The organism is Bradyrhizobium canariense (genome assembly GCF_900105125.1).
Taxonomy (GTDB): domain Bacteria; phylum Pseudomonadota; class Alphaproteobacteria; order Rhizobiales; family Xanthobacteraceae; genus Bradyrhizobium; species Bradyrhizobium canariense_A.
In genome coordinates, this window is record NZ_LT629750.1 from 3,618,971 (window position 1) to 3,645,136 (window position 26,166).

Genomic DNA, 26,166 nt, shown 5'->3' on the forward strand with positions numbered 1-26,166 from the left:
CCGCTCATTGGTCGCCCATGATGGTTTCTAAGGGGTTAACAGAATGGCTATCTTTTAGGATTGGTGGTGGGCTGCACCTTCCCTTAAATAATTACTTCATCTGCTGTTTCCAGCAGCGCTGCGAAATTGAACCTTTCAGGCACCGTTGATTCTCGTCGCAAGCTATGTTTGTCCGGACCCAAATTGGCCCGCGCATGCATCGCCCGTTTTCGCCGTCACAGGAACTCCAACTGCAACGAGCCGATGAAGCCCATTCGCGCCTCCGGCTGACGTCGTCCCCACTCTTCATCCGGACAATTGGAAAAATTGCAGGACACTCGTTCACCGGAAGAAAGAAGGTCAATCGTATCGTTGCGATGGCGTAGGCGAGCAAACACCTCTTTTGCGGCTAACTCCTTCTGCTTTAAAGGAGCATCAAGCTCGATCTTGAATTCGGGGCGAAGGCAGGATGTACCTTCGCTCACGCCGACAATTCTGCCCGTCGCCACAGAACCATTCTCTGTATAAAAGTCCCAAGGATCGGATATCGATATCCGCACTTTTAATCCGTCGGGTGGCACCATCATTCGTGGCAACTCAATTTAGCGTGTCGGCGCGCTATCTCACACCACCGGCTTGACGCCGGGCAGCGCGGTGACGAGTTCGCGGAATTTGGCGCCACGAATTTCAAAATTGCGGTACTGGTCGAACGACGCGCAGGCCGGTGACAGCAGCACCACCGGGTCGGCGATCCCGGAGGCCGCCGCGTCACGCGCGGCGTGAGCTACGGCGACATCGAGCGTCTCGCTGATTTCATGCCGCGCGCGATCGCCGAGTGTGCCGGCGAATTCCGCGGCGGCTTCTCCGATCAGATAGGCCTTGCGAATGCGCGGAAAATAGTCGGTCAGGCTGGTGATACCGCCGAGCTTCGGCTTGCCGCCGGCAATCCAGAAAATATCTGAGAACGACGACAGCGCATGCGCCGCCGCATCCGCGTTGGTGCCCTTGGAATCGTTGACGAACAGCACGTTGCCGAGGCGTCCGACCTGCTCCATGCGGTGCGCCAATCCCGGAAAGCTGCGCAAGGCCTTCTGCAGGACGTCCGTTCCAACGCCCAGCGCCAGCGCGCACGCCGCCGCGCAGGCCGCATTCTGCGCGTTGTGCAGGCCGCGCAGCGAACCGATGCCGCCGATCCGCGCGATTTCGCTGCGCGCGCCGCCGGATGCGCGCAGGATGGTTTCGCGCTCGACATAGACGCCGTCGGGAAGCGGATTTTTTACCGAAATACGAACCACGCGCTTGCCGGCGCGCTCGATGCGATCGGCGATGTTGCGGCTCCATCCGTCATCGACGCCGACGATCGATGTGCCCTGCGGCTGCACACCGGCGACCAGACGCTCTTTCACCGCCGCATAATGTTCCAGCGTGCCGTGACGATCGATGTGGTCTTCGCTGATGTTGAGCAGGATGCCGACCGAGGGATCGAGCGAGGGCGCCAGATCGATCTGATAGGACGACATCTCGATGACGTGCACCCGTCCCATGCGCGGCGGCTCCAGCGACAGGATCGCGGTGCCGATATTGCCGCCCATCTGGGTGTCGTAGCCCGCGACCTTCATCAGATGCGCGATCAATGCGGTCGTGGTCGACTTGCCGTTGGTGCCGGTGATCGCGACGAACGGTGCATCCGGCGCGTGACGGCGCCGTTCGCGGCAGAACAACTCGATATCGCCGATCACCTGGACGCCGGCCTGCTGCGCCGCCAATACGGTCCAGTGGGGGGCCGGATGAGTCAGCGGCGCGCCCGGCGTCAGCACCAGCGCCGCGAAATTCGCCCATGACACCGTGCGCAAGTCAGCCGTGATGAAACCGGCCTTCGCGGCTTCGGCGAGCCGGTCGGCGCCATCATCGCCGGCGATCACTTCGGCGCCGCCGGCCTTCAGGGCATGGCAACTCGCAAGCCCGGATCCGCCGAGGCCGAATACCGCAACTGTCTTGCCGGCGAACGAGGTGACGGGGATCATGGTTTTACATCGGTCATTCCGGAAACCGCGCAGCGGTTATCCGGAATCTCGAGATTCCGGGTTCGTGCTGTGCACGCCCCGGAATGACGATCATGGGAGTACGGGTCCACCATCATCACCGCAGCTTCAGCGTGGAGAGCCCGGCCAGCGCCAGCATCACCGAGATGATCCAGAACCGGATCACGATCTGCGGCTCGGTCCAGCCCTTCTGCTCGAAATGGTGATGCAGCGGCGCCATCCGGAACACGCGTTTGCCGGTCAGCTTGAACGAGGCCACCTGCACGATCACCGAGACGGCTTCCAGCACGAATAGCCCGCCAATCACCGCAAGCACGATCTCGTGCTTCACCGCAACCGCGATCGAGCCGAGCATGCCGCCGAGCGCAAGCGAGCCGGTGTCGCCCATGAAGATCGACGCCGGCGGGGCGTTGAACCACAGAAATCCGAGCCCGGCGCCCAGCACCGCGCCGCACAGCACCGCCAGCTCGCCGGTGCCGGCGACGTAATTGATCTGCAGATAATCCGAGAACACCGCGTTGCCGGCCAGATAGGCGATCATGCCGAAGCTCGCGGCTGCGATCATGACCGGCACGATGGCAAGGCCGTCAAGGCCATCGGTGAGGTTCACCGCGTTGCCGGCGCCGACCATGATGAACGCGCCGAACAGCAAGAAGAACCAGCCGAAATTCAGCACCACATCCTTGAAGAACGGAATCACCAGCGAGGTCGAGAACGGGTCGCGTCCAAGGCGCACCAGCGCGTAGCAGGCCGCGAGCGCAATCACGCCCTCGATCGCAAGACGGATGCGGCCGGCGAAACCGCTATGGGTCTGCTTTGTCACTTTCAGATAGTCGTCGTAGAAGCCGACGAAGCCGAAACCGAGCGTTACCGCGAGCACGATCCAGACATAGGGATTGAGCGGATTGGCCCACAGCACCGTGGAGACCAGCAGCCCGGACAGGATCATCAGGCCGCCCATCGTCGGCGTGCCCTTCTTGGCGAGATGCGATTGCGGACCGTCGGTGCGGATCGGCTGGCCCTTGCCCTGGCGAAGCCGCAGATGATCGATGATCCAGGGGCCGAACAGGAAAACAAACAAGGCGCCCGTCACCATCGCGCCGCCGGTGCGGAAAGTGATGTAGCGAAAGACGTTGAGAAACGTTCGGAACATGCTCAAGCCGGGAACGGTATTGGACAGATCGATCAGCCAGTAAAACATTCAGTTTGTCCTATACCGCGGCTTCATCGAGCGCGGTCCTGCCGGGAAAGCGCTTTTCGAGCGCATTCACAATCGTTTTCATCTTCGAGCCGAGCGATCCCTTGATCATGAAGGCGTCGCCAGCGCGAATCGCCGACACCGCCTGTGCCTCGAGGCTCGCCGCGCTCTCGGCATAGCCGCCTCGCTTGCCCGTGGAAAGAGCATCCCAGAGATTGCGCATCAACGGACCGCAACAATACACCAGATCGATGTGATTGGCCTTGATGGCGTCAACGAGGCCGCGATGCAGCGCGGGGCCGGTCGGGCCCAATTCGAGCATATCGCCGAGGATTGCTATGCGCCGGCCATGCGGACCGACCTGGGCCTGGCCGAGCACATTCAGCGCCGCGGCCATCGATGCCGGATTGGCGTTGTAGCTCTCATCGATCAGGGTCGCCTCACCGCTTGCAACCTCGAGCACCCGACGGGCGCCGCGGCCGGTGGTCGGCTCAAGCTGCGACAGCGACAGCGCCGCCAGCGCGAGATCGGCGCCCGCGAGCGCGGCCGCGGCCAGCACCGCCAGCGAGTTCATCGCCATGTGACGGCCGGGCACGCCGAGCTTGTAGGTCACATCCTGGCCGAGGATATCGGCATGTACCGCGGAACATGTCGCATGCAGCGACACGTCGATCAGCCGCGCCTCGGATTTCTGGTCCGCGCCGAACGAGACGATGCGCGCGATGCCGAGCTCTTTGGCGCGCCGCTGCAAGCGCGCGAACTGCGCATTGTCGCGGTTGAGCACGACCGCGCCGCCGGGCTCGATGCCCTCAAAAATCTCGGCCTTGGCGTCGGCAATCGCTTCGATGCCGGCGAAGAATTCCAGATGCACGGGCTCGACCGTGGTGATGATGGCAACATGCGGCCGCACCATCCTGACCAGCGGTTGGATTTCGCCCGCATGATTCATGCCGATTTCGAAGATCGCAAACCGCGCGGTCGCCGGGCATCGCGCCAGCGATAATGGTACGCCCCAATGATTGTTGAACGAGGCTGCCGAAGCATGGGTCTCGCCCTGGGCGCCGAGCACGCACCGCAACGCCTCCTTGGTCGAGGTCTTGCCGACCGAGCCGGTGACCGCGATCACCTGCGCGTTCAGGCGAGCACGCGCCGCATGCGCGAGATCGACGAGACCGGCCAGCACATCATCCACCACCAGGAGCGGCGCATCGGCGGCGAACTTGCCGCGCTGCGCCGCTTCAACCACCGCCAGCGCCGCGCCGGCTTTCAACGCCGCGGCGACGAAATCATGCCCGTCATGGACATCGCCCTTGATCGCGAAATAGGCCTCGCCCGGCGCGACGGTGCGGCTGTCGATGGAAAGGCCGCTGACGCCTTCCGGCGGCACGCCCTGGATTGAGGCGCGCATCGCCGCGGCCATCGCGCTGGAAGTCCATAATGGCATCGCGCTCATGCAACCCTCGGCGCAAGTGCTGAAGTTACCGCCTCGTGATCGCTGAACGGCAACGTGCTGTTACCGACGATCTGTCCGGTCTCGTGGCCCTTGCCGGCAATCAACAGCGCATCACCGGGCTCGAGACCTGCGATCGCGGTCCGGATCGCCTCGGCGCGGTCGCCGATTTCTCTGGCGCCCTTGGCGGCGGCCAAGATCGCCGAGCGGATCATATCCGGATTTTCGCTGCGCGGATTGTCGTCGGTGACGATGACGCTGTCGGCATTCTCGGCTGCAATCGCGCCCATCAACGGGCGCTTGCCCGCGTCGCGGTCGCCGCCGGCGCCGAACACCACGACGAGCTTTCGTTTGGCGTAGGGCCGCAATGCCTGCAACGCCTTCGCCAGCGCGTCAGGCTTGTGCGCATAGTCGACAAAGATCGGTGCGCCGTTGCGCTCGCCGACCCGCTCCAGACGGCCTTTGGCGCCTTCGAGATGTTCGAGTGCGGCGAACACGGCCTGAGATTCGCTGCCGGTGCCGATCGCCAGACCTGCGGCGACCAGTGCATTCTCGATCTGGAATTCGCCCACCAGCGGCAGCCGGATGGCATATTTGCGCCCGCGATGTTGCAGCGTGATCTTCTGGGCAAGGCCATCGATATCGGCTCCGAGCAGACGAATGCCCTCGCCTGCCCCATCGCCTTTGCTCCCAACCGTGATCATCCGCAATTGTCGCCCGCGCCCCGCCTCGATCACCGCCTGCGAGCAATCGTGATCGGCCGAGATCACCGCGGCGCCATCGGCTGCGACCAGATCGCGGAACAGCCGCAGCTTGGCATTGAGATAGTGCGCGACATCTGGATGATAATCCATGTGATCGCGCGACAGGTTGGTGAACCCGCCGGCGGCGATGCGCACGCCATCGAGACGAAACTGGTCGAGGCCATGCGATGATGCCTCGAGCGCCAGATGCGTGACGCCTTCGCGCGCGATTTCATCGAGCTGGCGATGCAACGCAATCGGATCCGGCGTCGTCAGCGATCCGTAGATGGTGCGCTTCGGCGACACCAGCCCAATGGTGCCGATGCTGGCCGAGGCGTGACCGAGCCGTTGCCAGATCTGCCGTACGAACGCGGCGACCGACGTCTTGCCGCTGGTGCCGGTGACGGCCGCGATCGTTTGGGGCTGGCGCGGGTAAAATTTTGCGGCGGCAAGCGCCAGCGCGCGGCGTGGATTGGCGGTGGCGACAAACGGGACGCGATGATCGCCCTGCAGCAGGTGGTTGCCAGCTACCGCGACGGCGCCCGACGCAATGGCGGCCTCGATGAAACGGGAGCCATCGGTTTTGCTGCCCGCGAGCGCGAAGAACACGTCACCCGGCTTCACCGCGCGGCTGTCCACGGCAAGGCCGGTGACCGCAACCGCTTCCGCCTGCGGGCCAATGGTGGCGTCATCGCTGAACAGGTCGCGAAGTTTCATGATCTTCCAGTCCGGCCCGGGCGCCGGCAACTTCAAATCGAAATAATATTACGCCTTCGCCTTACTGGTGCGGTGGTTCAGAAGTTCTCTTCATTATCGCTGTGACTCCGTCAAGAGAACTTCTGAACCAGAAACCGCACCAGAACTACAAGTTTTCCAGTGTCCTTTTCGAATCCGAAGTTCGCGAAAAGTGGTGGCCGCGAGGGTTGGCGAACTTCGGTTTCGGGACATTAGTTCGTTCTGGATGCCGCAAGAATAAGGCGGTCGGGCGGCGGCAGATCGAAGCGCGGCTCAATTCCCAGCAGCGGAGCTATGCGGGCAATTACGGCGCCGCCGGTCGGCACCGCGTTCCAGCCCGAGGTGATGAAGCCATAGGTTTCCTTGGTGGACTGCGGCTCATCCAGCATGATCAGAAGCTGGTATTGGGGTTTGTCGGCCGGCAGGATCGCGGTGAAGGCGGTGAGCACGCGCTTCTTGGCGTAGCGGCCGTTGACGACCTTTTCGGCGGTGCCGGTTTTGCCGCCGATATAATAGCCCTTCACATCGGCCTTGCGCGCGGTGCCGATCTCGGCATTCAGCCGCATCAGGAATCGCATTTTTTCCGACGTCTCGGGCTTGATGACGCGCTTGGCCAGCGCCATCGCGTCCTGCTCGCTGCGCTTCAGGAAGGTTGGCGGAATCAGATAACCGCCGTTCACCAGCGCGTCGATGCCCATCACCGCCTGTAGCGGCGCCACGGCGATGCCGTGACCGAACGCGATCGTGATCGTGTTCAGATCACCCCAGTGGCGCGGCACGATCGGCGAAGCGCTTTCGGGCAATTCGGTGCGCAGCCGATCGAGCTGCCCCATCTTGCGCAGGAACGCCTTGTGCGCTTCGACGCCTTGCGACAATGCAATGCGCGCCGCGCCGACGTTCGACGAGAAGGTAAACACCTCCTTCATGCTGAGAAAGCGGCCCTTCGGCTCGTCGTCATGGATGGTGAATTTGCCGTAGTGCAGCGGGCCGCGCGCATCCCACAGCGAATTGAGATCGTACTTGCCGGTATCCAGCGCCATCGCCAGCGTGAACGCCTTGAAGGTCGAGCCCATTTCATAGACGCCGGTCGTCAGGCGGTTGATGCGGTCGGGATCGTGCGCCTCTTTGGGATTGTTGGGATCGAAATCCGGCAGCGACACCATCGCCACGATCTCGCCGGTCTTGACGTTGGAGACGATGCCGGACGCGGCCTTGGCGTGGAATTTGTCCTTGGCCTTGAGCAGTTCGTCGCGCAGCGCATGCTCGACCCGCAGATCGACCGACAATTCCACCGGCTGCTGCAGGCGGTCGGTGGCAAAGCCGGCGCGGTGCAGATCGGCAAGACCGTTATTGTCGAGCCATTTCTCCATCCCGGCGATGCCCTGGTTGTCGATATTGACCAGGCCAATCACATGCGCGACTTCGGAGCCGGTGGGATAGACGCGCTTGTTCTCGCGCAGGAAGCCGATGCCGGGTATGCCGAGGCGATGGATGTCCTGCTGCTGCTGCGGGGTGATTTCACGCTTCAGCCAGACGAAACCTTTTTTCGACGACAGCCGGTCGCGGACTTCGCCGGTGTCGAGATCCGGCAGCGTCGCGGTCAGAAGCTCGATCGCTTCGTCCTTATCGATGATCCGGCGCGGCTCGCCGAACAGGCTCGGCGCCTTGACGTCGGTGGCAAGCACTTCGCCGTTGCGATCGAGGATATCCGGCCGCGCGGTCGCGATCGCGTCCTGTGACGCGGTGCGGCGCGTGCCGTGACTGTCGCCGATGGTGGCGTACATGATCAGCCGGCCGCCGATCACAGCGTAGATCGCCGCAAACGCCACGATCGCAAGCCCGACGCGGGCGCGCGCTTTCGCGGCGCGATCGACGTTGCGCCCGTACAGCAGGCTGCGGATCAGCCGCCGTCGCCACGGTTCCGCCGGCTTCGGCTTGACGACAGTCAATGCCTGGTCGGTCATTGCTTGCCCTCCGGCGCCGGCACCGAACCGGTGACGGCCGGGCCATCGGCGGCCGCGCCGTCGGCGGCAGCCGCGATGGTGCCGATCATCGCGCCGATCGGATCGGGATCCCGGTTGAAGTTCGGCGGCCGCTCCGGCAGGTTCTTCAAGGAATCATATTGCGTGGCGTTGATCGGCTTCAGCGGCAAATGCCGCTCGGCAAGGCCTTGCAGCCGCAGCGGCGCGTCGAGCTTGGTCCATTCCGCGCGCAGCGCGGCGATGGCGTCGCGCTGCGCGCGAATATCCGCGTGCAATTGCAGCACGTGCTCGGTGCGCACCGTGGACGCCATCTTGATCCGGTACACATAGGCAGCCGCGAATACGAGAACGCCGATCACGAGAAGGTGGAGGATCCGCATGGTCAGCCTCCCCTCATCACATCGGCGAGCGACGGCCACGCCGGTAACGCGGCGGCAGCGTGCGCCGGCGCCGCGCTGCGTTCGGCCGCGCGCAGCTTCGCCGACCGCGCGCGCGGATTGGCAGCCACCTCAGCGTCGCCGGCGGTGATCGGACGCTTGGTCAGAAGCGCAAAACTCGGCGGATCCAGCGCGATCTCCGGCAGATGCCGCGACCCGCCGCTGGCCTTGCTGCGCTCGACCAGGAAGTTCTTGACGATGCGGTCTTCGAGCGAATGAAACGAGACCACCGCAAGCCGGCCGCCGGGTTTCAGCACGCGTTCGGCCGCCGCGAGCGCCAGATGCAACTCATCGAGCTCTTCGTTGACGAAAATCCTCAAACCCTGAAACGTCCGCGTCGCCGGATGAATTTCTCCCGGCTTCGACCGCACGACCTTCGCGACAATATCGGCCAGCGCCCGCGTGGTGAGGATCGGCGCTTCCTTGCGCGCGGCGACGATGGCGCGAGCGACGCTTCGGGAATACCGCTCTTCGCCGAAGATGTAGATGATGTTGGCAAGGTCAGCCTCGGAGGCTCGCGCAACCACATCCGCTGCGGTCGGGCCATCATGGCCCATCCTCATGTCGAGCGGGCCATCCAGACGAAACGAGAAGCCGCGATCAGCCTGGTCGAGCTGCATCGAGGATACCCCGACATCCATCACGACACCGTCGACCAACGAAACGCCCTCGCCCGCGCAGACGTCCGCGAGCCGGGAAAACCGGTCCTCCACCAGCGTGAGCCGGCCCTCCGATTGATCGACGAGATTAAAGCCGCCGGAGATCGCGGTTCGGTCGCGGTCGATGCCGATGACGCGGGTTCCCGCGACATCGAGAATCATCCGGCTATAGCCCCCGGCGCCAAAGGTGGCGTCGACATAGATGCCGCCGTCGCGCGGCGAAAGCAGCTCGACAGCCTCAACACCGAGAACGGGGATATGGCGGTTGCCGGACGAACTCATGCACCGGCTCCAGGCGCGATCCGGTGAAAGGTAAGGAAACTGGACGCGAACGGGCCCATTGCGCCTCAAATCTCTGCGTTTCGCGCGGCTGTTCCGGTCGAAACGCCAGCTCCGTGTGAGCCTCCGTGTGAACCTTGGCGAGGCATATTTTCCTGCTCCGCACGCCCCACATCGCGAATTGTAGGTTCCGCATGGGATTTGCTGGGCTACCATGGGATTTCGAGCGTGAAAGAGGGCCTCGGCCGTCCCAAACCGGTTCGGCTCTTCACCACTTAGTAACGGCAGTTAGCATTAAGAAAGCGTTGACGCTGGCCTTGAGGATTCAAGCGGTATTTTCGCGAAATCATTGTTTTCAACAGGCGGAGGACACCGGTGATGCGTCGTGCACACAGCTAGGCCAAAATGCGAACCGGAGCGTATCTCTGGCGTTGCGCTGAAGAGATCGTAAATGAATAGTAAACGAGGTTTGTGTTGAAATCGTACCAATTGCCGTTCTCTTGCCCGCTTTGAGCTGTCATATGCCGCTCGGTTCGTTTTCGTCTGCTGGTGTTGATTCGAAGCGTCAACGTGCCCTCCCGATTCTCAGGGCCAGCACGATCATGAAGACTTTTACTCCGGATTCCTCGATCGCTTCGGACGTCATCCCGTCGGCAAATTTCGGTGACCGCAACAAGGGCCGTCTGCCCGACATGATCGTGCTGCACTACACCGGCATGCCCGATGTGGAGGGCGCGATCGCCAAGTTGTGCACGGCCGGCACCGACGTTTCTGCGCACTACATCGTTCTGGAAGACGGCCGCATCGTGCAATCCGTGCCCGAAGCCAAACGCGCCTGGCATGCCGGCGCGTCGTACTGGGCCGGCGAAGAGGACATCAATTCCTGCTCGATCGGCGTCGAGATCATCAACCGCGGCCATGACTGGGGCTATCCGGACTTTCCGCTGCGCCAGATCGCCGCCGTGATCGCGCTGTGCCGCGGCATCATGCTGCGCCGCCAGGTTCCATCGCATCGCGTGCTCGCCCATTCCGACGTCGCGCCGTCGCGCAAGAAAGATCCCGGCGAAAAATTTCCGTGGCATTCGCTGGCGAATTCGGGCGTCGGTCATTGGGTACAGCCGGCGCCGATCGTGCGCGGCGAAACGCTCAAGCTCGGCGCCATCGGCGACGATGTCCTCCAAATGCAGCAAGGGCTTGCCAAATACGGCTATGGCATCCCGACCAACGGAAAATATGATGGCGCGACCATGGAAGTGGTCACCGCCTTCCAGCGCCACTTCCGGCCCGAGCGCGTCGACGGCGTCGCCGATCATTCGACGCTCATCACGCTGCAAGGGCTGCTGGCGAGCTTGCCGAGCAGTAACGGCAAGGCCGCAGCTTCCGCGTAGTCGAGCTAATCGCAGCTATCCAACGTCATTGCGAGGAGCGCAAGCGACGAAGCAATCCATCTTCGTGTTGCTCTGGATTGCTTCGCGGAGCCTGTCATCGGGCGCGCATTCGCGCGACCCGTTGGCTCGCAATGACGAAGGCAGACACGCCTCGTATCACTTACTTGCAATCCAACTCCGCCAGTCGTCGCGCGTAGAGCCGCCGCAACGGCTCCAGTTGCGTCGCGGCGGTTGCCGCCAGATAGGCCTCGCGCGCGGCATCGCTTCGGCCGAGCCGGCGCAACAGGTCGGCGCGAACCGCGGGCAGCAATTCATAGCCATTGAGTCCGCCGCGTGCGGCGAGCGCGTCGACCAGATCGAGCGCCCGCGCCGGTCCGTCGACCATCGACACCACGGCGGCATGATTGAGTTCGATCACAGGCGACGGGTTGATCCGCAGCAGCACCTGATAAAGGCCGGCGATCTGCTTCCAATCGGTGTCCTGATAATTCGGCGCCTGCGCATGCAGCGCCGCAATCGCGGCCTGCACCGCATAGGATTCCGGCCGCCCCGGCATCCGCAGTGCATCCTCCACCAGTCTCACGCCTTCAACGATCTGGCCGTGATCCCACAGGCTGCGATCCTGTTCTTCCAGCAGCACGATGTCGCCGCCTGCGGTCGCACGGCCGGCACGGCGCGCATCGTGCAGCAGCATCAGCGCCAGCAATCCCTTGATCTCGCCCCGCTGCGGCATCAGCGCGTCGAGCAGGCGGCCGAGCCGGATCGCTTCCTGTGCAAGGTCCGGACGCATCAGATCCTCGCCCGAGGTCGCGGCATAACCTTCGGTGAAAACGAGATAGATCACCGCGAGCACGCCGCGCAGCCGCGGCGCCAGCGCGTCGCGCTCCGGCACCTCATAGGGAATGCCGGCCAGCCTTATCTTCTGCTTGGCGCGAACGAGCCGCTGCGCCATCGCATCTTCGGACGCGAGAAACGCGCGCGCGACCTGCGCCGTGGTCAGCCCGCACACGGTGCGCAAGGTCAGCGCGACCTGCACCTCAATCACGAATGCCGGATGGCAACACGTGAAGATCAGCCGCAGCATGTCATCGTCCAGCGCCGTCGCATCGGCGGCTTCGTCCGAAGACGACGCATTGAGTTCAAGTTCATGCGTCAGTTGTTCTTGCTTGCCGCGAAACGCGGTTTGCCGGCGGATCCGGTCGATCGCCTTGTTACGCCCAACATTGACCAGCCAGGCGCGCGGATTGGAGGGAGGCTCGGAAAGAGGCCAGCGTTCGAGCGCCACCGCGAACGCTTCCTGCAAGACGTCCTCGGCGAGATCGAAATCGCCGACAAGCCGGATCAGCGTGGCCAGCGCCCGGCCCGCCTCGTCACGAAATGTTTTTTCGATCTCGACGGGGGTCATCGCGTGAGCCGTGTGGCGGTCATTCCGGGATGCGGGCGCAGCCCGCAGTCCCGGAATCTGGAGATGAGTAGCGAGATTCCGGGTTCTTGCTTCGCAAGCCCCGGAATGACGCCGTGCCCGTCAATCATAAACCATGACCGGCCTGACCTCGATCGAACCGGTCTTGGCGCCTGGAATGCGGGCGGCGATGCCGAGCGCCGTGTCGAGATCCTTGGCCTCGACCAAATAGTAGCCGCCGAGCTGCTCGCGGGTCTCCGCGAACGGGCCGTCCGTCGTCAAAGTCTTGCCCTCGCGAACCCGCACGGTGGTTGCGGTCGACGTCGGTTGCAGTCCATCGCCGGCCTTGAAATGGCCGCTCTGAATGATGGACTGGGTGAACACGCCGTATTCCGCCGTCAGCTTCTGGCGCGCCGCCGCGTCCATTTTGCCGAGTTCAGCTTCGTTCCGATAGATCATCAGCAAATACTGCATGGTTAGCTCCTTCTGATCGGCTTGATCGCCGACATCCAGTCGAACCGGCCAATCGCAAAACGACATCTTCAGGATAATTTATTTTGGCGGCTATAGCTGGCGTTATCTGCTTGACGCGACAGGCTTAAGCCCCCATGCCTTGGGGGTCAGTCGGCCGGACGGCCGCTCCCGCTATGGTCGAAAGGCTGCGGGGGAGGAAAGTCCGGGCTCCATCGACATACGGTGCCGGATAACATCCGGCGGGGGCGACCCCAGGGACAGTGCCACAGAGAACGAACCGCCTCTTCTTCGGATGAGGCAAGGGTGAAAAGGTGCGGTAAGAGCGCACCGCGGGTCCGGCAACGGAAACGGCATGGCAAACCACACCGGGAGCAAAACCGAATAGGGACGGCAACGCGGGCTCGTTCGTGCAAACGAAAACACCGCAGGGCAATGTCAGGCTCGCCGTCCGGGTAGGTTGCTCGAGGCAATGTGCAAACATCGCCCCAGAGGAATGGCCGTCACGTATCGTCCGCGCAAGCGAACGGTGCCCTACAGAACCCGGCTTACAGGCCGGCTGATATCTTTACGCGAAAGCGTTTTCGAGCGACGTGGAATTCCGGTTCGTGAAGAAAACGTATCTAAGAATGAGGGGTTCGGCGTAAACGCGCCGGACCCCTCGCCATTTTGATGGTCATTGCGAACCTCAGGCCACGATCCTCTCCAATAACGCCATCAGCGCTTCCGGCGCAGTAACGGCGGGCGAATGGCTGGCATCGATCTCGTAATAGCGCCAACCGGGTTCGCTTTTCGCGCGCCTGGCGAATTGGCAAAACGTGTCGGCGGGCGTGATGCGGGTGGCGTAGATATAGCTGCGCGGCAGTGTCGGCTCGCTCGCGAGCTTGATTCCCATCTCAAAACATTTGATCGGCATGTCGACGCGGCGTTCGGTGAGCCATTCGAGATCGGCCGCTGGTGTATCCGGCGGTGTCGGATTGGGCGGCACGCGCCAGCCATCGCCTGATTTGACGCGCTCCTGCATCGATTGCCGTGCGGGTTCGTTAAGGTCCAATAGCGACTGGCCATCCCGCGGCACGAAGGCATCGAGATAGATCAGTTGTGCGACGCGGTCGCGCGCGCGGTCGGCGACGCCGGTTGCGACCATGCCGCCATAGGAGTGACCGAGCAGCACGATGTCGGACAGGTCTTCGTATGTGATGACGTTCAGCACGTCCTGAATGTGGGTTTCGAGATCGATCGACGGATTGGCCAGATGCGCCCGCTCGCCAAGGCCGGTGTAGGTCGGCGTCACCAGACGATGTCCGGCCGCGTTCATCAGCGGGTGCATCTTCTTCCAGGCCCAACCGGCCGACCATGCGCCATGACAGACAAGGAAGGTTTTCGAGTTCATCGGGGGTTTTCCAATTGTGTGGAGCATGCGGCGGATGGAGATCGATGGCGATAGTACCTGCCCATTGCCTGGTGTAAACGTCGGGCCCCAAGACAAAAGCTGGAGCCTGAGTGGACACCGCAGCGTACGCCCTTCTCGTCTTCGGCGCGCTCGCCGGCGGTTTCGTATCGGGGTTAGCCGGTTTTGGCACCGCGCTGATGGCCTTGGGAATCTGGCTCTACGTGCTGCCGCCGTCGCTGGCGGTGCCGCTGGTCCTGATCTGTTCGGTCGTTGCGCAAACGGCGACGCTGCCGTCGATGTGGCGGTCCTTCGACTTCACGCTGATCTGGCCGTTCATCGTCGGTGGCCTTGCCGGCGTACCGGTCGGCACGCTGCTGATCGCGCATGCCGATCCGCAAATATTCAAGCTGGGCGTCGGCCTGTTCCTGCTGGTGTTTCCAACCGTGCTGTTTTTCAATCGCACGCCGATGGCGTTTCGCTTCGGCGGTAAAGTGGCCGACGCGGGCGTTGGCTTTGCCGGTGGAGTCCTTGGCAGCCTCGCGGGCCTGTCGGGTCCGCTTCCGATCCTGTGGGCAAGTTTGCGCGGCTGGGGCAAGGACGAGCGGCGCGGCATTTTCCAGATCTTCAACTGGACGGTACTTTTAGCTGCGCTGTGCTATCAGGCGGCTACCGGCCTGATCGAACTCAAAGTGATATGGCTGGCGCTGATCGCCTTCCCCGGCACGATCATCGGCGCCTCCCTGGGCACGCGGCTCTATCACGCGTTGAGCGACAGAAATTTCGGTGATGTCGTGCTGGGCCTGCTCTTCCTATCCGGCGTCGGCCTGGTCTGGAGCACGCTTGGCCTGCGGTAGTGCCTGCATGGCCGCCATGCGGATGGCGTGAGCGCTGTACGCACGTACGCGAACCGGTTAGTGCTCCCGACATGTCCCCCCACTCATCGCACGAACGTCTTGGGTTATTGCTGGGTTTCGTCGGCATGGCGATCTTCGGCGGCACGCTGCCGGCGACACGGATCGCGGTGTCGGCAATCGATCCGATCGCACTCACGGCGCTGCGCACCGCGATCGCCGGGCTATGTTCGCTGGCGCTGCTGATCGTGTTGCGCCGGCCGTTGCCGCCGCGCAAGCTGTGGTTTCAGCTCGTGGTCGCGATGCTCTGCGTCAGCATCATGTTTCCGTTCCTGATGGCGCTGGCGGTGCAGACTGTCGACGCCTCGCATGGCGGTGTGGTCATGGGAGCGCTGCCGATCGCCACCGCGCTGGTCGCCGTCCTCATTACCCATGAGCGGCCGAAACCGCTGTTCTGGGTCGCATCCTTTGCCGGCGCCGCGCTGGTGGTCGCGTTCGCGCTGCGCCAGGGCGGCGGCAGTTTTTCGGCCGGCGATCTCTTGTTGTTCGCCGCCGTCGCGGTGTCCGCGATCGGCTATGCTTTCTCCGGGCGACTCACGGCGGTAATGCCGGGATGGGAGGTCATCAGCTGGGTGCTGGTGATCGCGCTGCCGATCTCGCTGCCCGCGGCTGCGCTGACCCTGCCGGCGGATCTGAGCCATATCCCGCTGAAACCGTGGCTGGCGCTATTCTACGTCGCGGTGTTTTCGCAGTGGATCGGATTCTTCGCGTGGAATGCCGGCATGGCGATGGGCGGCATCGCGCGGGTGTCGCAGGTGCAGTTGCTGCAACCCTTCATCACCTTTGCGCTGGCGGCCTCTTTCAATGGCGAGACCATTACGCCGCAGATCGTGCTGTTCGCCGCCGCCGTGGTCGCGACGGTGGCGATCTCTACGTGGACCCGCCGCCGCGAGAGTCCGGCTGTCCAGGGCTGACGCGCACCGCGCCGAGATTTGTGTGGCTGACGCGCTGCAGCAGCGCCATGCCACCGGCTACGCCCACGCCCAGCACGTACAGCCAGCCTTCGAAGAAATCGAACAGATGCGAATTGAACAGCGAGGTGAAGACATTCTGCACGACCACCAGCAATCCGATCCAGTTCGCCAGGCCTTCACCGCGAAACAGCAGCAGATGCGACAGCCACATCGCATAGAGCACGACGACACCGACCACGCCCCACTGCACCGCCACGTTCAACGTCTGATTATGCGGGTCGCCGACCACTTCGGCGGTGACACCGTCCTGGCCGACCACCGCAACCCGCTGGAACAGGCCGCGTATCGATCCCGTACCATGTCCGATCAGGGGCGCGTCGGCGATGAACCGCAGCGACTTCTCCCAATATACCAGCCGGGAGCCCACGCCAGTCATGGTGTTTCCGCTCTCGGTGCGCTGATAGTCGGTGACGAATTTGTCTGCGGTGGCCCGCAGGCTGGGTGAGACATTCCAGATCACGGCAGCAAGCAACGCGGTGACGCAAAGAGCAGCGGCCGCCGTTCGCCGTCGCAGATGAAGCAGCGCGAACACCGCCAGCATGACCGGCATCGTCACCAGCGCGGTGCGCGAAACCACGACGAACATCATGTTGAAGACCAGGCCGAGCGCGATCGCCGCCAACAGCGCCGCCAACCATATTTTATGGGTTCGCAGCAACGTCACGACCGGATAGGCGAGCGCCACCGCGCATAGCGTGAATTCCTGACCCTGGTCGATATAGTTTCGGACCGCGATCCCGCTTTCCACCTTGTAGGGGCCGCGCGAGAGATAAAGCTTGAGCGAAAGGTTGGGCTCGAACGCCACGATCCAGGACACAACCATCAACGCGACGCAGGACGCCAGAAAGGCGATGAACACCCACAGACCGCGCGGAGAGCGCTCGAAATGACAGAACAATAGCGGCAGCGCCAGCAGCTTCGCGGCCGGACTGACCGCGTGCAGCCGCATCGCCCATGGTGCATCCGACCACAGGGTGCCGAGCAGAGCGAGAGCGAACAGCGCGATCGGCAGCAGACAGATCGGCCGCGCCAGCGATTGCATGAATGCACGCAGATCGACCGTGCACCCGAAGGCGATCACCCAGAGCACCACCGCAATGGTGACACCGGTCGTCGACCACGGCAGCAGGATTGCAATGAGGACCGCGAGCAGATCGACATTGAGGATCCGCGCCGCCGGATCGCGACGCGCCGACCAGATGACCGAAAGCCAGGAAGTGTTAGTGCTGGTGCTGGTGCTGGTGCTGGTGCCGGTTCCCTGTCCCACAGCTTCGGTCATCCTGATCCCCTGCGCGCTTGAAGAGGGTCTACCCCAAGCGCCGGACAAGCCGCAACCGGTTGATCTCTATTCGGCCGCCGAGACCCGGCCGAATTCGAGCACCTGCCGCTCGAACAGCCCGCGATAGATCCCGCCCGCCCGGTTGGCGAGCGAGGCATGGGTGCCCTGTTCGACGATCTGGCCGCGATCGAACACCAGGATACGGTCGAGGCTGCGCACCGTCGATAAACGATGCGCGATCACGATCGAGGTGCGCCCCTTCATCAGCCGTTCCATCGCCTGCTGAATCAGCGCCTCCGATTCCGAATCGAGGCTCGACGTCGCCTCGTCCAGGATCAGCACCGGTGCGTCGGCCAGGAACGCGCGCGCCAGCGCCACGCGCTGCCGCTCGCCGCCGGACAGCTTGACGCCGCGTTCACCGACCAGCGTGCCGTAACCTTTCGGCAGCCGCAGGATGAACTCATGCGCATTGGCCAAACGCGCCGCTTGCTCGATCGCCGCGATGCTGGCGCCGGGCCGGCCATAAGCGATGTTCTCGGCCAGCGAGCGGTGAAACAGGATCGGATCCTGCTGCACGATCGCGATCTGGCTGCGCAACGATTGCTGCGTTGCCTTTGCGATATCCTGACCGTCGATCAGGATCCTGCCGCCGCCGACATCGTACAGCCGCTGCACCAGCTTGACGAACGTGGTCTTGCCGGAGCCGGAACGGCCGACCAGCCCGACCCGTTCGCCGGCGCGGATGTCCACCGACATGCCGTCATATAGCGGTGCACGATGGGCGCCGTAGTGGAACGTCACGTCCTCGAACACGATGCGGCCGCCCTGAATGTCGATCGGCTTCGCATCGGGGGCGTCGGCAATGCCGATCGCCTCGTCATGGATTGCAACAAGTTCCTCCATGTCGTTGACCGAGCGCTGCAAATTGTTGATGTGCATGCCGACGTCACGCAGATAGGCGTGGATGATGTAGTAGCTCGTCAGTACATAGGTGACGTCGCCCGGCGAGGCGCGGCCGGCGATCCACAACAATAGCGCGCCGCCGATCACCGAGGCACGCAGGCACAGCAGCACCGCGAGCTGCGCCGCCGCGGTGTAATTGTAGCGCAGCCAGGTCCGCCGCACCCGCGTGCGCCAGCGGCTGATGACGCGGGCCAGCCGCGCGTCCTCGCGCGCTTCGGCGCCGAACGATTTTACCACCGCGTTGCAGGTCATGGCATCGGCCAGCGTGCCGCCGACCTTGGTGTCCCAGGCATTGGAGACGCGGGCGGCGGGCGCGATGTAGCGCGTCGAAAATATCACGACCATCGGAATGTAGATCGCCGCACCCGCCGCGATTACCAGGCCAAGCGACGGCCAGTGCAGCCCGAGCAGCACCATCGACCCCAGCAACACCAGCAATGAAGGCAATAGCGCCATCAGGATGGTGTCGTTCAACAGGTCGAGCGCCCACATGCCGCGGGTGATCTTGCGCACGGTCGAACCGGCGAAGCTGTTGGCGTGCCAGTCGGTCGAGAACCGCTGCACGCGCATGAAGGCGTCGCGCGACACGTCGGACATGATCCGCAGCGTGAACGGCACAATCGCCTGCAATCCGATCAGACGCAGGATCATCGACAACAGGCCCAGCAACACGATCGAGCTGAACGCCATGATCGCGGCATGGCGCGCGCCAACGTCCGCCGATCCCTGCGTCATCGCATCGACCAGACGGCCTGAGAAAATCGGCATGAACAGGTCGGCGACCGTCGCGCCGAGCAGGCCGCCGGCAACGATCGCAGCACCGACCGGCTGTTGCAGCCAGTGGCGAAACACAAATGGCAGCACCACACGGATCGCGGCGGGGCGCTTGTTGATCAAAGCGGTCATGGCGTCATCCGGCTGCGCTCGCGCAATACCGGCTCCGTTGCTGGACGCGGGCGACGGCAAAAAAACCGCGCGCAGGCGTCGTTGAAGAAATGCAGCTAACTAACTGGGAAGCTTGGGAGATCGGGACATCAGGCCCGATCGATGCTGACGGAAATGGCCCTTAAAGGCCTGTGCAGGCGTCCAGCATGGGCTTCGGACGCGAGGGCACGATCTGCAAATACATCGAAATCATGCAAATCTCCCCGGTTCGAGCGACAATGCCATGCTTATAAATGCATCATAAGCGTTTTGCAATATACGCAAGGCTGTGAACTCAAGTGAGTGCTTCGCTCCGCGCGATTTTGCAACGCAATGCAAGCCTTTACGCCGTAAGTCGACCTCGGATTCGTTTGATTTGAGCGAGTGCCTGTGTTGGACTCCTCCCTAAGCCGCCAGCAAGGCGGATAAAAAGGGAGAAACATCTATGGCCATTACTGGCTTGAAATTTACACATTTTCTGATGGCAACGACTGCGGTGGCTGCGATTGCCGCCGGCTCGGCATCATCAGCGTTTGCGCAATCGAACGATCCGATCAAGATCGGCGTGATCGCCGAAGTCCAGTCGATCGCCGGTGCGGCCACGCCGGGCGGCGCCCAAATCGCTGCCGACGAAATCAACGCCAAGGGCGGCGTCAACGGCCGCAAGATCGAGATCGTCTCCTACGACAACAAGAGCTCCTCGGCCGATTCCGTTCGCGCATTTCAGCGTGCCGTTTCCGACGACAAGGTCAGCGCTGTGATCGCCAGCTATATCAGCGAGGTCGTGCTCGCGCTCGAGCCATGGGCAGCGCGGCTTCACATGCCGCTGATCACGCCGGGCGCCGCCTCCAACGAAATCACCAAGCCGGTTCATACCGACTATGACAAGAACAAATACACCTTCCACGGCTATCTGACATCGGCGGCGCAGGCGCTGGCGGTGTGCGATGCCGCCAAGGACCTGCTGGTCGACGGCATGAAGATGAAGACCGCCGTGATCATGAGCGAAGATGCGGCATGGACCAAGCCCCTCGACGAAGGCTACGAAGCGTGCCTGCCGAAAGTGGGATTGAAAGTTCTCGATCACATCCGCTTCTCGCCGGATACCACGGATTTCACACCGATCTTCAACCAGCTCGAAGCCAAGAAGCCCGACGTGATCGTGACCGGCATCTCCCATGTCGGCGTGCAGCCGACGGTGCAGTGGAAGAACCAGCAGGTGCCGATCCCGTTGTTCGGCATCAGCGCGCAGGCGCTCAGCCCGACCTTCTGGGGAGACACCAACGGCGCGGCGGAAGGCATTCCATCGCTGGCGGTGGCGACCTCCACCACGGCTGTGACGCCGAAGACCAAGCCGTTCGCCGCGGCCTTCAAGGCCCGGTTCGGTTCGGATCCGGCTTACACCGGCTACACTGCATATGATGAAGTCTACATCATTGCCGACGCGATCAAGCGCGCCGGCTCGACCGATCCGGACAAGATGGTCGCGGAGCTCGAGAAGACCGATTACGTCGGAACCATCGGCCGCGTGCAATTCTATGGACGCGAAGATCAATTCACGCACGGCCTCAAATACGGGCCGGACTTCGTGAGCGGAATGGTGTTCCAATGGCAGGACGGCAAGCAGGTCACGGTGTGGCCGAAGAAAATTGCCGAAGGGAAGCTGAAATATCCGAGCTTCTCCCGGCCGACCAACTAAGCGATTAAGTCCGCTCCGACGGAGCTACATCCGAAGTCAAGACGCGGCGCGCCCAACCAGGCGCGCCGTATCTCATTGGTTCCAAGGCTTTTGGTTCAGGGTTGCGGAGAGACGCGCTTAATGCGCCGGCGCCGAGGAAAGCGCCGCGGGCTTTTTCAGCAGCATGACCAGAAAGCTCAGGCCGAAATAGAACACCGTCAGCATGAAGAAGGTGTCGCCATATCCCATCACCACCGCCTGGCGGTGAACGATCAGGGACAGTTCCTTCAGCGCCATCAGCGAGGCGTCACCCATGCCTTGCAGGCGCTGGGTCAGCATGTTGAGCAGCTCGGTCGCGGTGGCGTTGCCCCAGTTCACGCGATCCTGCAACCGTGAGATATGCAGGTCGGTGCGGTCGTTCAGCGCCTCGTTGATGATCGCGAGGCCGACAGCGCCGCCGAGGTTGCGCGTCAGGTTGAACAGTCCGGAGGCATTCTTGACCCGATCCGGCGGCAGCGTGCCGAGCGCGATGTTGTTGGTCGGCACCATCGCACACATCATGCCGATCCCGCGCAGGATCTGCGGCACCATCAGTTCGTAAAAATCATAGTCGCGGGTGATCCAGGTCATCTGGTAGGAGCCGAGCGCGAAGATGACGAGGCCCGCCGCGATGATGTAGCGCATGTCGACCTTGAGCATCAGCCGTCCGACGATCGGCGCCATCAGGAACATGGTGGCGCCGGAGACGAACATGGTCTCGCCGATCATCAGCGCGCTATAGCCGCGCACCTCCGCGAGATAGCGCGGATAGATGTAGGTCAGGCCGTAAAGACCGATGCCAACGCAGAATGAGATCAGGCAGCCGACCGCGAAATTGCGGTTGGTAAAGGTCCTGAGGTCGACGATCGGTTCTTTCGCCGTCAGCACGCGGTAGAAGAAGGCGATCGCCGAAAGGACGCAGATCGTGGCGCAGATCGCCACCGACGTGTCCTGCAGCCATTCATATTGCGGCCCCTCCTCGAGCACGTATTCGAGCGAGCCGAGAAATCCGCCCATGAAGATCAGGCCGAACCAGTCGAAATGATCGAGCAGCTCGAAATTCGGCTGATCGAAATCGACCAGCGCCAGCACGCCGATCGTGATGCCGATGCCGGGAACGACGTTGATGAAGAACAGCCAGTGCCACGACATCACGTCGGTGATGTATCCACCCACCGTCGGACCGATGGTCGGCGCCAGCGTGGCGACGAGGCCGATGATCGGGCTCACGATGTAAAGTTTCGAACGCGGGAACACGGTGTAGGCGGAAGCAAACACCGTCGGGATCATGCCCGCACCCAGAAATCCCTGAAGCGCGCGCCACAGGATCATCTGCTCGATCGAGGTGGCAAATCCGCAGAGGAAGCTCGAAATGGTGAAGCCGCAGGCGGAGATCGCAAACAGCAGCCTTGTGCCGAGCGCGCGCGACAGGAAGCCCGACAATGGAATCGCGATCACTTCCGCGATCAGATAGGCGGTCTGGACCCACGACACCTCGGTCGAACTTGCCGACAGGCCCGCCTGGATATCGGTCAGCGACGCCGAGACGATCTGGATGTCCAGGATCGACATGAACATCCCGAACACCATGATGAGAAACGCAAACAGCCGTCGCGGCGCGATGCGCTCGGACGGCGCCGCTGCGTTCAGCACAAGAGGCGTAGCGGTGGTGGCGTCAGCCATGATCTGCCCGGGTCAAAGCGGGCGCGCGATCGGGCGCGCCCGATGCGCAACTCATTGTGGATGGATCATCGTCGGCGAGTCGAGGTCGGCGTCATTGTCGGCATCCTTGGCGCCGGCCGTGGTATCGACCGTGGTGTAAACAGACATGCCCGCGCGCAGCAGGTTTTGCCTGGCGACATCCTTCGGAACCCGAATGCGAACCGGAAGCCGCTGCACGATCTTGGTGAAATTGCCGGTGGCGTTATCCGGCGGCAACAGCGTGAACACCGAGCCTGCCGCCGGCGCAACGCTGTCGACGAAGCCGGCGAACTTGCGATGGCCGTAAGCATCCACCGAAATCGTCACGGGCTGGCCGGGACGGATGCGGTTGAGTTGGGTTTCCTTGTAGTTGGCGTCGATGAAGACGTCATCGAGCGGCACGACGTTGCCAAGCCGCTGTCCCACCACGATGAAGTCGCCGGTAGAGACCAGACGGTTGGAGAAGGTACCGTCGACCGGCGCGCGCACCGACGTGAAGTCGAGGTCGCGCTCGGCTTTGGCGAGTGACGTCTGCAGTTCAGCGAGTTGGGCGCGGGCCTCGACCTGCTGCGCCTTGGTAACCTCGACATTATCGCGCGCCGCATCATAGGCAGCCTGCGACGACTTTACCGCCGCAATGCCCTGATCGCGCCCGGCCTCGGACACCTCGAAGGTGGCACGCGAGGCAAATCCTTTGTTGCTGAGATCCTGCTGGCGATCGAAGTCGAGGCCGGCCCGCTTCAGGCCGGCTTCCGCCGAAGCGAGCTGCGCCTTGGCCTGCTCGACCGCGCTTTCCAGCGCAGTGACTTGCCGGCCGATACGGTCGATGGTGGCTTGCTGTGTCGCGATCTTGGTGCGCGCCGCGTCCACCGCGATCCGATAGTCGCCATCGTCGATCTTGAAGACGACATCGCCGGCCCGGACCAGCGCGTTATCGCCAGGAAGTATAGCGGCGACGTGACCCGATACCCGCGCGCCAAGCGTGGTGTTGTTGGCGCGCACATAGGCGTCATCCGTACTGATGAAGAAGCGGCCAACCAGGAAATAATGCACGCCGTAGCCTGCGGCGGCGAGCGCGAGCGCTGCACCGATCCCCATCAGGACCAGTTTGCGTTTGCCGGATTTTGGCGCCGCCGGTGTCGCGGTCGCGACCGGCGCGGCGGCCGGCTTTTCGGTTACCGGCTTCTCCGGCACTTCCACAGGATGGCGCGCAACGGTGTCTTCGGCGAGTTGCGCCCGCAGCTTTTCAGCGAGCGCCGCGGCAACGTCGTGCGACGGCTCAGCCTCTGCTGTATCCGGCTCGACACGAAGGATACGTGCGGCCTGGTCTCTCGCTGCGGCCATATCGGCCTCCCCAATGTCACGGTGCGAGGCAAGCGCAGCCAAACTGGCCCTGCCTCCTCGCCAAATCCAGAATTATCATTGACCGAACCGTTCGGTCAAGATATATTTATGTGCGACGGACCCTAAGACGCCAGTTCCTTCCAGGGCATTGCCGGGGACGGAATTTCTTCAGAGAAGATAAACCAATGGTTGCAGGTCACCCTAACACCCTACGCCTCGCCGGCGAGGAAGATAGTTCGAAGCGCCGCCAGATTCTCGACGGCGCCAAAAAGGTCTTCATGGATTTCGGCTTTGACGGCGCCAGCATGGGCGAAATCGCCCGCGCCGCCGGGGTCTCCAAGGGAACCCTCTACGTCTATTTCGCCGACAAGAACCGGCTGTTCGAGGCCATCGTCGAGGAAGAGACCCTCGAACAAGGCAGACTTGCATTCAACTTCGACCCCGGACGCGACGTGCCGACGACGCTGCGCGAATTCGGCCAGGCCTATATCCAGTTGCTGTGCCGGCCCGGCGGCGGGTCGGCGATCCGCACGGTGATGGCCATTGCAGAGCGGATGCCGGATGTCGGCCGCCGCTATTACGAGAATGTGCTGGAGAAGATGATCGGTCGCCTCGCCTCCTATCTCGAGGCGCGGGTGAGCATGAAGGAGCTCGCGATCGGCGACTGCCAGTTCGCGGCGTCGCAATTCATGCTGATGTGTCAGGCGTCGTTGTTCCTGCCGTTTATTTTTCAGGCCGCACCGCCGCCGTCACCCGAGCGCATCACGCAGGTGATCGAAAGCGCAACGCAGATGTTTCTCGCCGGCTATCGCCCCAGGGACGAATGATCGCGCCGGTTTTGCCGCGCGCTATTCGTCTTCGAGTTCGTCTTCCTCATTGGCCTTCTGCCGACGCGACGATACTTTGCTGCCGCCCAGCGATCCCGTGACCATCGGTTCGCGCGAAGCATAGGGGTTGCGTTGCGCGGCCCGCGCAGCAACTTCCTCGCCCGACATCGCAGCCGGCTCGCAGATGATGGGCCGGTGCGCACGGCGCATCAAATCAACGTGGATGTGGTTGTAGTGATAGACGTTGGATCCGGGCGCCAGCACGGTGGTGAATTGCTGACAGGCCGCGGCCTGGATGTCGCGCAGAAAGCCCTGCTCTTCCGGCATCCCCTTCCAGCCGGTTTCCACCGCGATGCGCCGTCCGTCGGCGAGCGTGAACGCGGCGATATCAAGCGCATTGCCGAACGCGTGTTCGGAAATATGCGCGTGGGAATTGCCATTCATGCCGCGGCAGGAATAAGCGGAAATCTGCTTGATCTCGACGACGCGCGCGCCGAACCAGCGCTGTGCTGCAGGCTGCACGGAATCGGCCAGCCAACGATCGAGCGCTGAGACGATCGGACAGGCGAGCGTCGCGGCCGGCTTGACCGCGACCGGCCCGAATGCCGCAACGGAGTTCGGCTGCGAAGGCCCGAGCCGCGGCAGGCTTTGCGCTTGCGGCAGCGCCGGAGCAACGTTGGGGCGTTCGGAATAAGGCTGGGAATAGCGATCGCGCGGCGGATAGGTCTGCGTGCTCGGATAAGGCTGCCGAGCGCCGGATGCATCTGGTGTCCCCTCGGCGGGCAGCTCGATTTCATCTTCTTCGGGAGCGACGCCGGGCGCCGACAATGAAATCGGGCCACTGGACGGTGCACCATACGAAGGCTGCCGCGTCGATGGTTGCGGCCGCGGTGGCTGCGTGATCGGCCAGCGCGGCTGATTGCCGATGGGTGCGGGCGGCCGCAAATCATCATCGGCAAAACCGAAACTGCCGCTGCTCTCGCCGAGCGCCGCAACCTTGAGCGGGAACTCGGCGCCGCAAACACCGGGTCCTGAAATCGGGTCGATCCGGACGAGATCGGCGCTCTCTTTCACCGCGCCGGACTTCAGGCACGCGATTTCGGCCTCGGCCCGCCACGGTTCGCGTTCCTCGACCTGAAAAAAGCCGCGACCGCAACCCGCAAGAGAGACAAGGACCAGGGAGCCGACGAGATACAAACGAACTCCGCGCGTCATCCGCGCAACTTCAACCAATTTATTTAAGGACTCTTCAACGACTTGATTTCACGACTCTTTAACCACGTTGCCGATGGCGCGATGCGGCCGCCGGTTCCGATGGAACAGCGCTGCTGACTTTTTTCGGTGGGAACGGATCGCCACCTCCAGCGT

The 26,166-nt window shown here is 62.9% G+C and carries 21 protein-coding genes and 1 other RNA gene; 6 read left to right on the forward strand and 16 right to left on the reverse strand.

The window, feature by feature from the left end; genetic code table 11:
- Positions 1–215: 215 nt before the first annotated feature.
- The 8 genes from BLV09_RS17325 to rsmH all read right to left on the reverse strand — a co-directional run bounded on the left by BLV09_RS17325 (position 216) and on the right by rsmH (position 9,507).
- On the reverse strand, positions 216–566 hold the full coding sequence (locus BLV09_RS17325; RefSeq protein ID WP_146688209.1) for a hypothetical protein: 351 nt from the start codon (positions 564–566) through the stop codon (positions 216–218).
- 36 nt (positions 567–602) lie between these two features.
- Positions 603–2,003 carry a UDP-N-acetylmuramoyl-L-alanine--D-glutamate ligase gene (gene murD / locus BLV09_RS17330; RefSeq protein WP_146688210.1) on the reverse strand — a complete coding sequence of 467 codons (1,401 nt, stop codon included), beginning with the start codon at positions 2,001–2,003 and terminating at the stop codon, positions 603–605.
- A gap of 115 nt (positions 2,004–2,118) precedes the next feature.
- Positions 2,119–3,222: a phospho-N-acetylmuramoyl-pentapeptide-transferase gene (gene mraY, locus BLV09_RS17335; RefSeq protein WP_100383629.1), complete on the reverse strand. Its 1,104-nt coding sequence runs from the start codon at positions 3,220–3,222 to the stop codon at positions 2,119–2,121.
- A gap of 10 nt (positions 3,223–3,232) precedes the next feature.
- The gene (locus BLV09_RS17340) at positions 3,233–4,672 is read right to left on the reverse strand and encodes a UDP-N-acetylmuramoylalanyl-D-glutamyl-2,6-diaminopimelate--D-alanyl-D-alanine ligase (protein WP_146688211.1); all 1,440 of its coding nucleotides are present in this window, start codon (positions 4,670–4,672) and stop codon (positions 3,233–3,235) included.
- On the reverse strand, positions 4,669–6,129 hold the full coding sequence (locus tag BLV09_RS17345) for a UDP-N-acetylmuramoyl-L-alanyl-D-glutamate--2,6-diaminopimelate ligase (protein ID WP_146688212.1): 1,461 nt from the start codon (positions 6,127–6,129) through the stop codon (positions 4,669–4,671). The genes BLV09_RS17340 and BLV09_RS17345 overlap by 4 nt, the downstream gene beginning before the upstream one ends.
- 230 nt (positions 6,130–6,359) lie before the next feature.
- A complete protein-coding gene (locus tag BLV09_RS17350) occupies positions 6,360–8,111 on the reverse strand; it encodes a peptidoglycan D,D-transpeptidase FtsI family protein (protein WP_146688213.1) in 1,752 nt (583 codons plus the stop codon).
- The gene (ftsL, locus tag BLV09_RS17355) at positions 8,108–8,509 is read right to left on the reverse strand and encodes a cell division protein FtsL (protein ID WP_146688214.1); all 402 of its coding nucleotides are present in this window, start codon (positions 8,507–8,509) and stop codon (positions 8,108–8,110) included. The genes BLV09_RS17350 and ftsL overlap by 4 nt, the downstream gene beginning before the upstream one ends.
- Before the next feature lie 2 nt (positions 8,510–8,511).
- Entirely contained in the window at positions 8,512–9,507 is a 996-nt protein-coding gene (rsmH, locus tag BLV09_RS17360) for a 16S rRNA (cytosine(1402)-N(4))-methyltransferase RsmH (protein WP_146688215.1), read from the reverse strand.
- 518 nt (positions 9,508–10,025) lie between these two features.
- On the opposite strand from rsmH, the gene BLV09_RS17365 reads away from it, so the two are divergent.
- Positions 10,026–10,892, forward strand: coding sequence for an N-acetylmuramoyl-L-alanine amidase (locus BLV09_RS17365; RefSeq protein WP_174556550.1), 867 nt, complete (start codon positions 10,026–10,028; stop codon positions 10,890–10,892).
- 160 nt (positions 10,893–11,052) lie between these two features.
- On the opposite strand, the gene BLV09_RS17370 is transcribed toward BLV09_RS17365, so the two are convergent.
- Both BLV09_RS17370 and BLV09_RS17375 read right to left on the reverse strand, forming a co-directional pair.
- Positions 11,053–12,297, reverse strand: a complete 1,245-nt coding sequence (locus BLV09_RS17370) for an RNA polymerase sigma factor (protein ID WP_146688216.1) — start codon at positions 12,295–12,297, stop codon at positions 11,053–11,055.
- Positions 12,298–12,417: 120 nt separating this feature from the next.
- Positions 12,418–12,768, reverse strand: a complete 351-nt coding sequence (locus BLV09_RS17375) for a YciI family protein (RefSeq protein ID WP_146688217.1) — start codon at positions 12,766–12,768, stop codon at positions 12,418–12,420.
- 146 nt (positions 12,769–12,914) lie between these two features.
- On the opposite strand from BLV09_RS17375, the gene rnpB reads away from it, so the two are divergent.
- Positions 12,915–13,332, forward strand: an RNA gene (gene rnpB / locus BLV09_RS17380) — RNase P RNA component class A.
- A gap of 121 nt (positions 13,333–13,453) precedes the next feature.
- Here rnpB and BLV09_RS17385 read toward each other — a convergent pair.
- On the reverse strand, positions 13,454–14,158 hold the full coding sequence (locus tag BLV09_RS17385; protein ID WP_146688218.1) for an alpha/beta fold hydrolase: 705 nt from the start codon (positions 14,156–14,158) through the stop codon (positions 13,454–13,456).
- Positions 14,159–14,268: 110 nt separating this feature from the next.
- Here BLV09_RS17385 and BLV09_RS17390 point away from each other — a divergent pair, with 110 nt between their 5' ends.
- Together BLV09_RS17390 and BLV09_RS17395 are read left to right on the forward strand one after the other, a co-directional pair.
- Positions 14,269–15,012 carry a sulfite exporter TauE/SafE family protein gene (locus BLV09_RS17390; RefSeq protein ID WP_100383636.1) on the forward strand — a complete coding sequence of 248 codons (744 nt, stop codon included), beginning with the start codon at positions 14,269–14,271 and terminating at the stop codon, positions 15,010–15,012.
- A 71-nt stretch (positions 15,013–15,083) separates the two neighbouring features.
- A complete protein-coding gene (locus BLV09_RS17395; RefSeq protein WP_146688219.1) occupies positions 15,084–15,983 on the forward strand; it encodes a DMT family transporter in 900 nt (299 codons plus the stop codon).
- Here BLV09_RS17395 and BLV09_RS17400 read toward each other — a convergent pair.
- Both BLV09_RS17400 and BLV09_RS17405 read right to left on the reverse strand, forming a co-directional pair.
- A complete protein-coding gene (locus BLV09_RS17400; RefSeq protein WP_146688220.1) occupies positions 15,940–17,322 on the reverse strand; it encodes an O-antigen ligase family protein in 1,383 nt (460 codons plus the stop codon). The genes BLV09_RS17395 and BLV09_RS17400 overlap by 44 nt on opposite strands.
- A 66-nt stretch (positions 17,323–17,388) precedes the next feature.
- Entirely contained in the window at positions 17,389–19,191 is a 1,803-nt protein-coding gene (locus BLV09_RS17405) for an ABC transporter ATP-binding protein (protein ID WP_146688221.1), read from the reverse strand.
- A gap of 499 nt (positions 19,192–19,690) precedes the next feature.
- On the opposite strand from BLV09_RS17405, the gene BLV09_RS17410 reads away from it, so the two are divergent.
- Positions 19,691–20,908 (forward strand): ABC transporter substrate-binding protein, encoded by a 1,218-nt coding sequence (locus tag BLV09_RS17410; RefSeq protein ID WP_146691170.1) that lies wholly within the window; start codon positions 19,691–19,693, stop codon positions 20,906–20,908.
- A 117-nt stretch (positions 20,909–21,025) separates the two neighbouring features.
- On the opposite strand, the gene BLV09_RS17415 is transcribed toward BLV09_RS17410, so the two are convergent.
- Positions 21,026–22,609, reverse strand: a complete 1,584-nt coding sequence (locus tag BLV09_RS17415; protein ID WP_146688222.1) for a DHA2 family efflux MFS transporter permease subunit — start codon at positions 22,607–22,609, stop codon at positions 21,026–21,028.
- 51 nt (positions 22,610–22,660) lie between these two features.
- Positions 22,661–23,971, reverse strand: a complete 1,311-nt coding sequence (locus BLV09_RS17420) for an HlyD family secretion protein (RefSeq protein ID WP_146688223.1) — start codon at positions 23,969–23,971, stop codon at positions 22,661–22,663.
- A gap of 185 nt (positions 23,972–24,156) precedes the next feature.
- Here BLV09_RS17420 and BLV09_RS17425 point away from each other — a divergent pair, with 185 nt between their 5' ends.
- Positions 24,157–24,798 (forward strand): TetR/AcrR family transcriptional regulator, encoded by a 642-nt coding sequence (locus BLV09_RS17425; protein WP_146688224.1) that lies wholly within the window; start codon positions 24,157–24,159, stop codon positions 24,796–24,798.
- A 21-nt stretch (positions 24,799–24,819) separates the two neighbouring features.
- Here the strand turns inward: BLV09_RS17425 and BLV09_RS17430 are convergent, their stop codons facing one another.
- Entirely contained in the window at positions 24,820–26,013 is a 1,194-nt protein-coding gene (locus BLV09_RS17430) for an extensin-like domain-containing protein (RefSeq protein ID WP_146688225.1), read from the reverse strand.
- Positions 26,014–26,166: the final 153 nt, after the last annotated feature.

Excerpts from the sequence above, each read along its gene's own strand:
- BLV09_RS17325 (WP_146688209.1), bottom strand. The coding sequence starts at position 566 with ATGATGGTGCCACCCGACGGATTAAAAGTGCGGATATCGATATCCGAT.
- murD (WP_146688210.1), bottom strand. The coding sequence starts at position 2,003 with ATGATCCCCGTCACCTCGTTCGCCGGCAAGACAGTTGCGGTATTCGGC.
- mraY (WP_100383629.1), bottom strand. The coding sequence starts at position 3,222 with ATGTTTTACTGGCTGATCGATCTGTCCAATACCGTTCCCGGCTTGAGC.
- BLV09_RS17340 (WP_146688211.1), bottom strand. The coding sequence starts at position 4,672 with ATGAGCGCGATGCCATTATGGACTTCCAGCGCGATGGCCGCGGCGATG.
- BLV09_RS17345 (WP_146688212.1), bottom strand. The coding sequence starts at position 6,129 with ATGAAACTTCGCGACCTGTTCAGCGATGACGCCACCATTGGCCCGCAG.
- BLV09_RS17350 (WP_146688213.1), bottom strand. The coding sequence starts at position 8,111 with ATGACCGACCAGGCATTGACTGTCGTCAAGCCGAAGCCGGCGGAACCG.
- ftsL (WP_146688214.1), bottom strand. The coding sequence starts at position 8,509 with ATGCGGATCCTCCACCTTCTCGTGATCGGCGTTCTCGTATTCGCGGCT.
- rsmH (WP_146688215.1), bottom strand. The coding sequence starts at position 9,507 with ATGAGTTCGTCCGGCAACCGCCATATCCCCGTTCTCGGTGTTGAGGCT.
- BLV09_RS17365 (WP_174556550.1), top strand. The coding sequence starts at position 10,026 with ATGCCGCTCGGTTCGTTTTCGTCTGCTGGTGTTGATTCGAAGCGTCAA.
- BLV09_RS17370 (WP_146688216.1), bottom strand. The coding sequence starts at position 12,297 with ATGACCCCCGTCGAGATCGAAAAAACATTTCGTGACGAGGCGGGCCGG.
- BLV09_RS17375 (WP_146688217.1), bottom strand. The coding sequence starts at position 12,768 with ATGCAGTATTTGCTGATGATCTATCGGAACGAAGCTGAACTCGGCAAA.
- BLV09_RS17385 (WP_146688218.1), bottom strand. The coding sequence starts at position 14,158 with ATGAACTCGAAAACCTTCCTTGTCTGTCATGGCGCATGGTCGGCCGGT.
- BLV09_RS17395 (WP_146688219.1), top strand. The coding sequence starts at position 15,084 with ATGTCCCCCCACTCATCGCACGAACGTCTTGGGTTATTGCTGGGTTTC.
- BLV09_RS17400 (WP_146688220.1), bottom strand. The coding sequence starts at position 17,322 with ATGACCGAAGCTGTGGGACAGGGAACCGGCACCAGCACCAGCACCAGC.
- BLV09_RS17405 (WP_146688221.1), bottom strand. The coding sequence starts at position 19,191 with ATGACCGCTTTGATCAACAAGCGCCCCGCCGCGATCCGTGTGGTGCTG.
- BLV09_RS17410 (WP_146691170.1), top strand. The coding sequence starts at position 19,691 with ATGGCAACGACTGCGGTGGCTGCGATTGCCGCCGGCTCGGCATCATCA.
- BLV09_RS17415 (WP_146688222.1), bottom strand. The coding sequence starts at position 22,609 with ATGGCTGACGCCACCACCGCTACGCCTCTTGTGCTGAACGCAGCGGCG.
- BLV09_RS17420 (WP_146688223.1), bottom strand. The coding sequence starts at position 23,971 with ATGGCCGCAGCGAGAGACCAGGCCGCACGTATCCTTCGTGTCGAGCCG.
- BLV09_RS17425 (WP_146688224.1), top strand. The coding sequence starts at position 24,157 with ATGGTTGCAGGTCACCCTAACACCCTACGCCTCGCCGGCGAGGAAGAT.
- BLV09_RS17430 (WP_146688225.1), bottom strand. The coding sequence starts at position 26,013 with ATGACGCGCGGAGTTCGTTTGTATCTCGTCGGCTCCCTGGTCCTTGTC.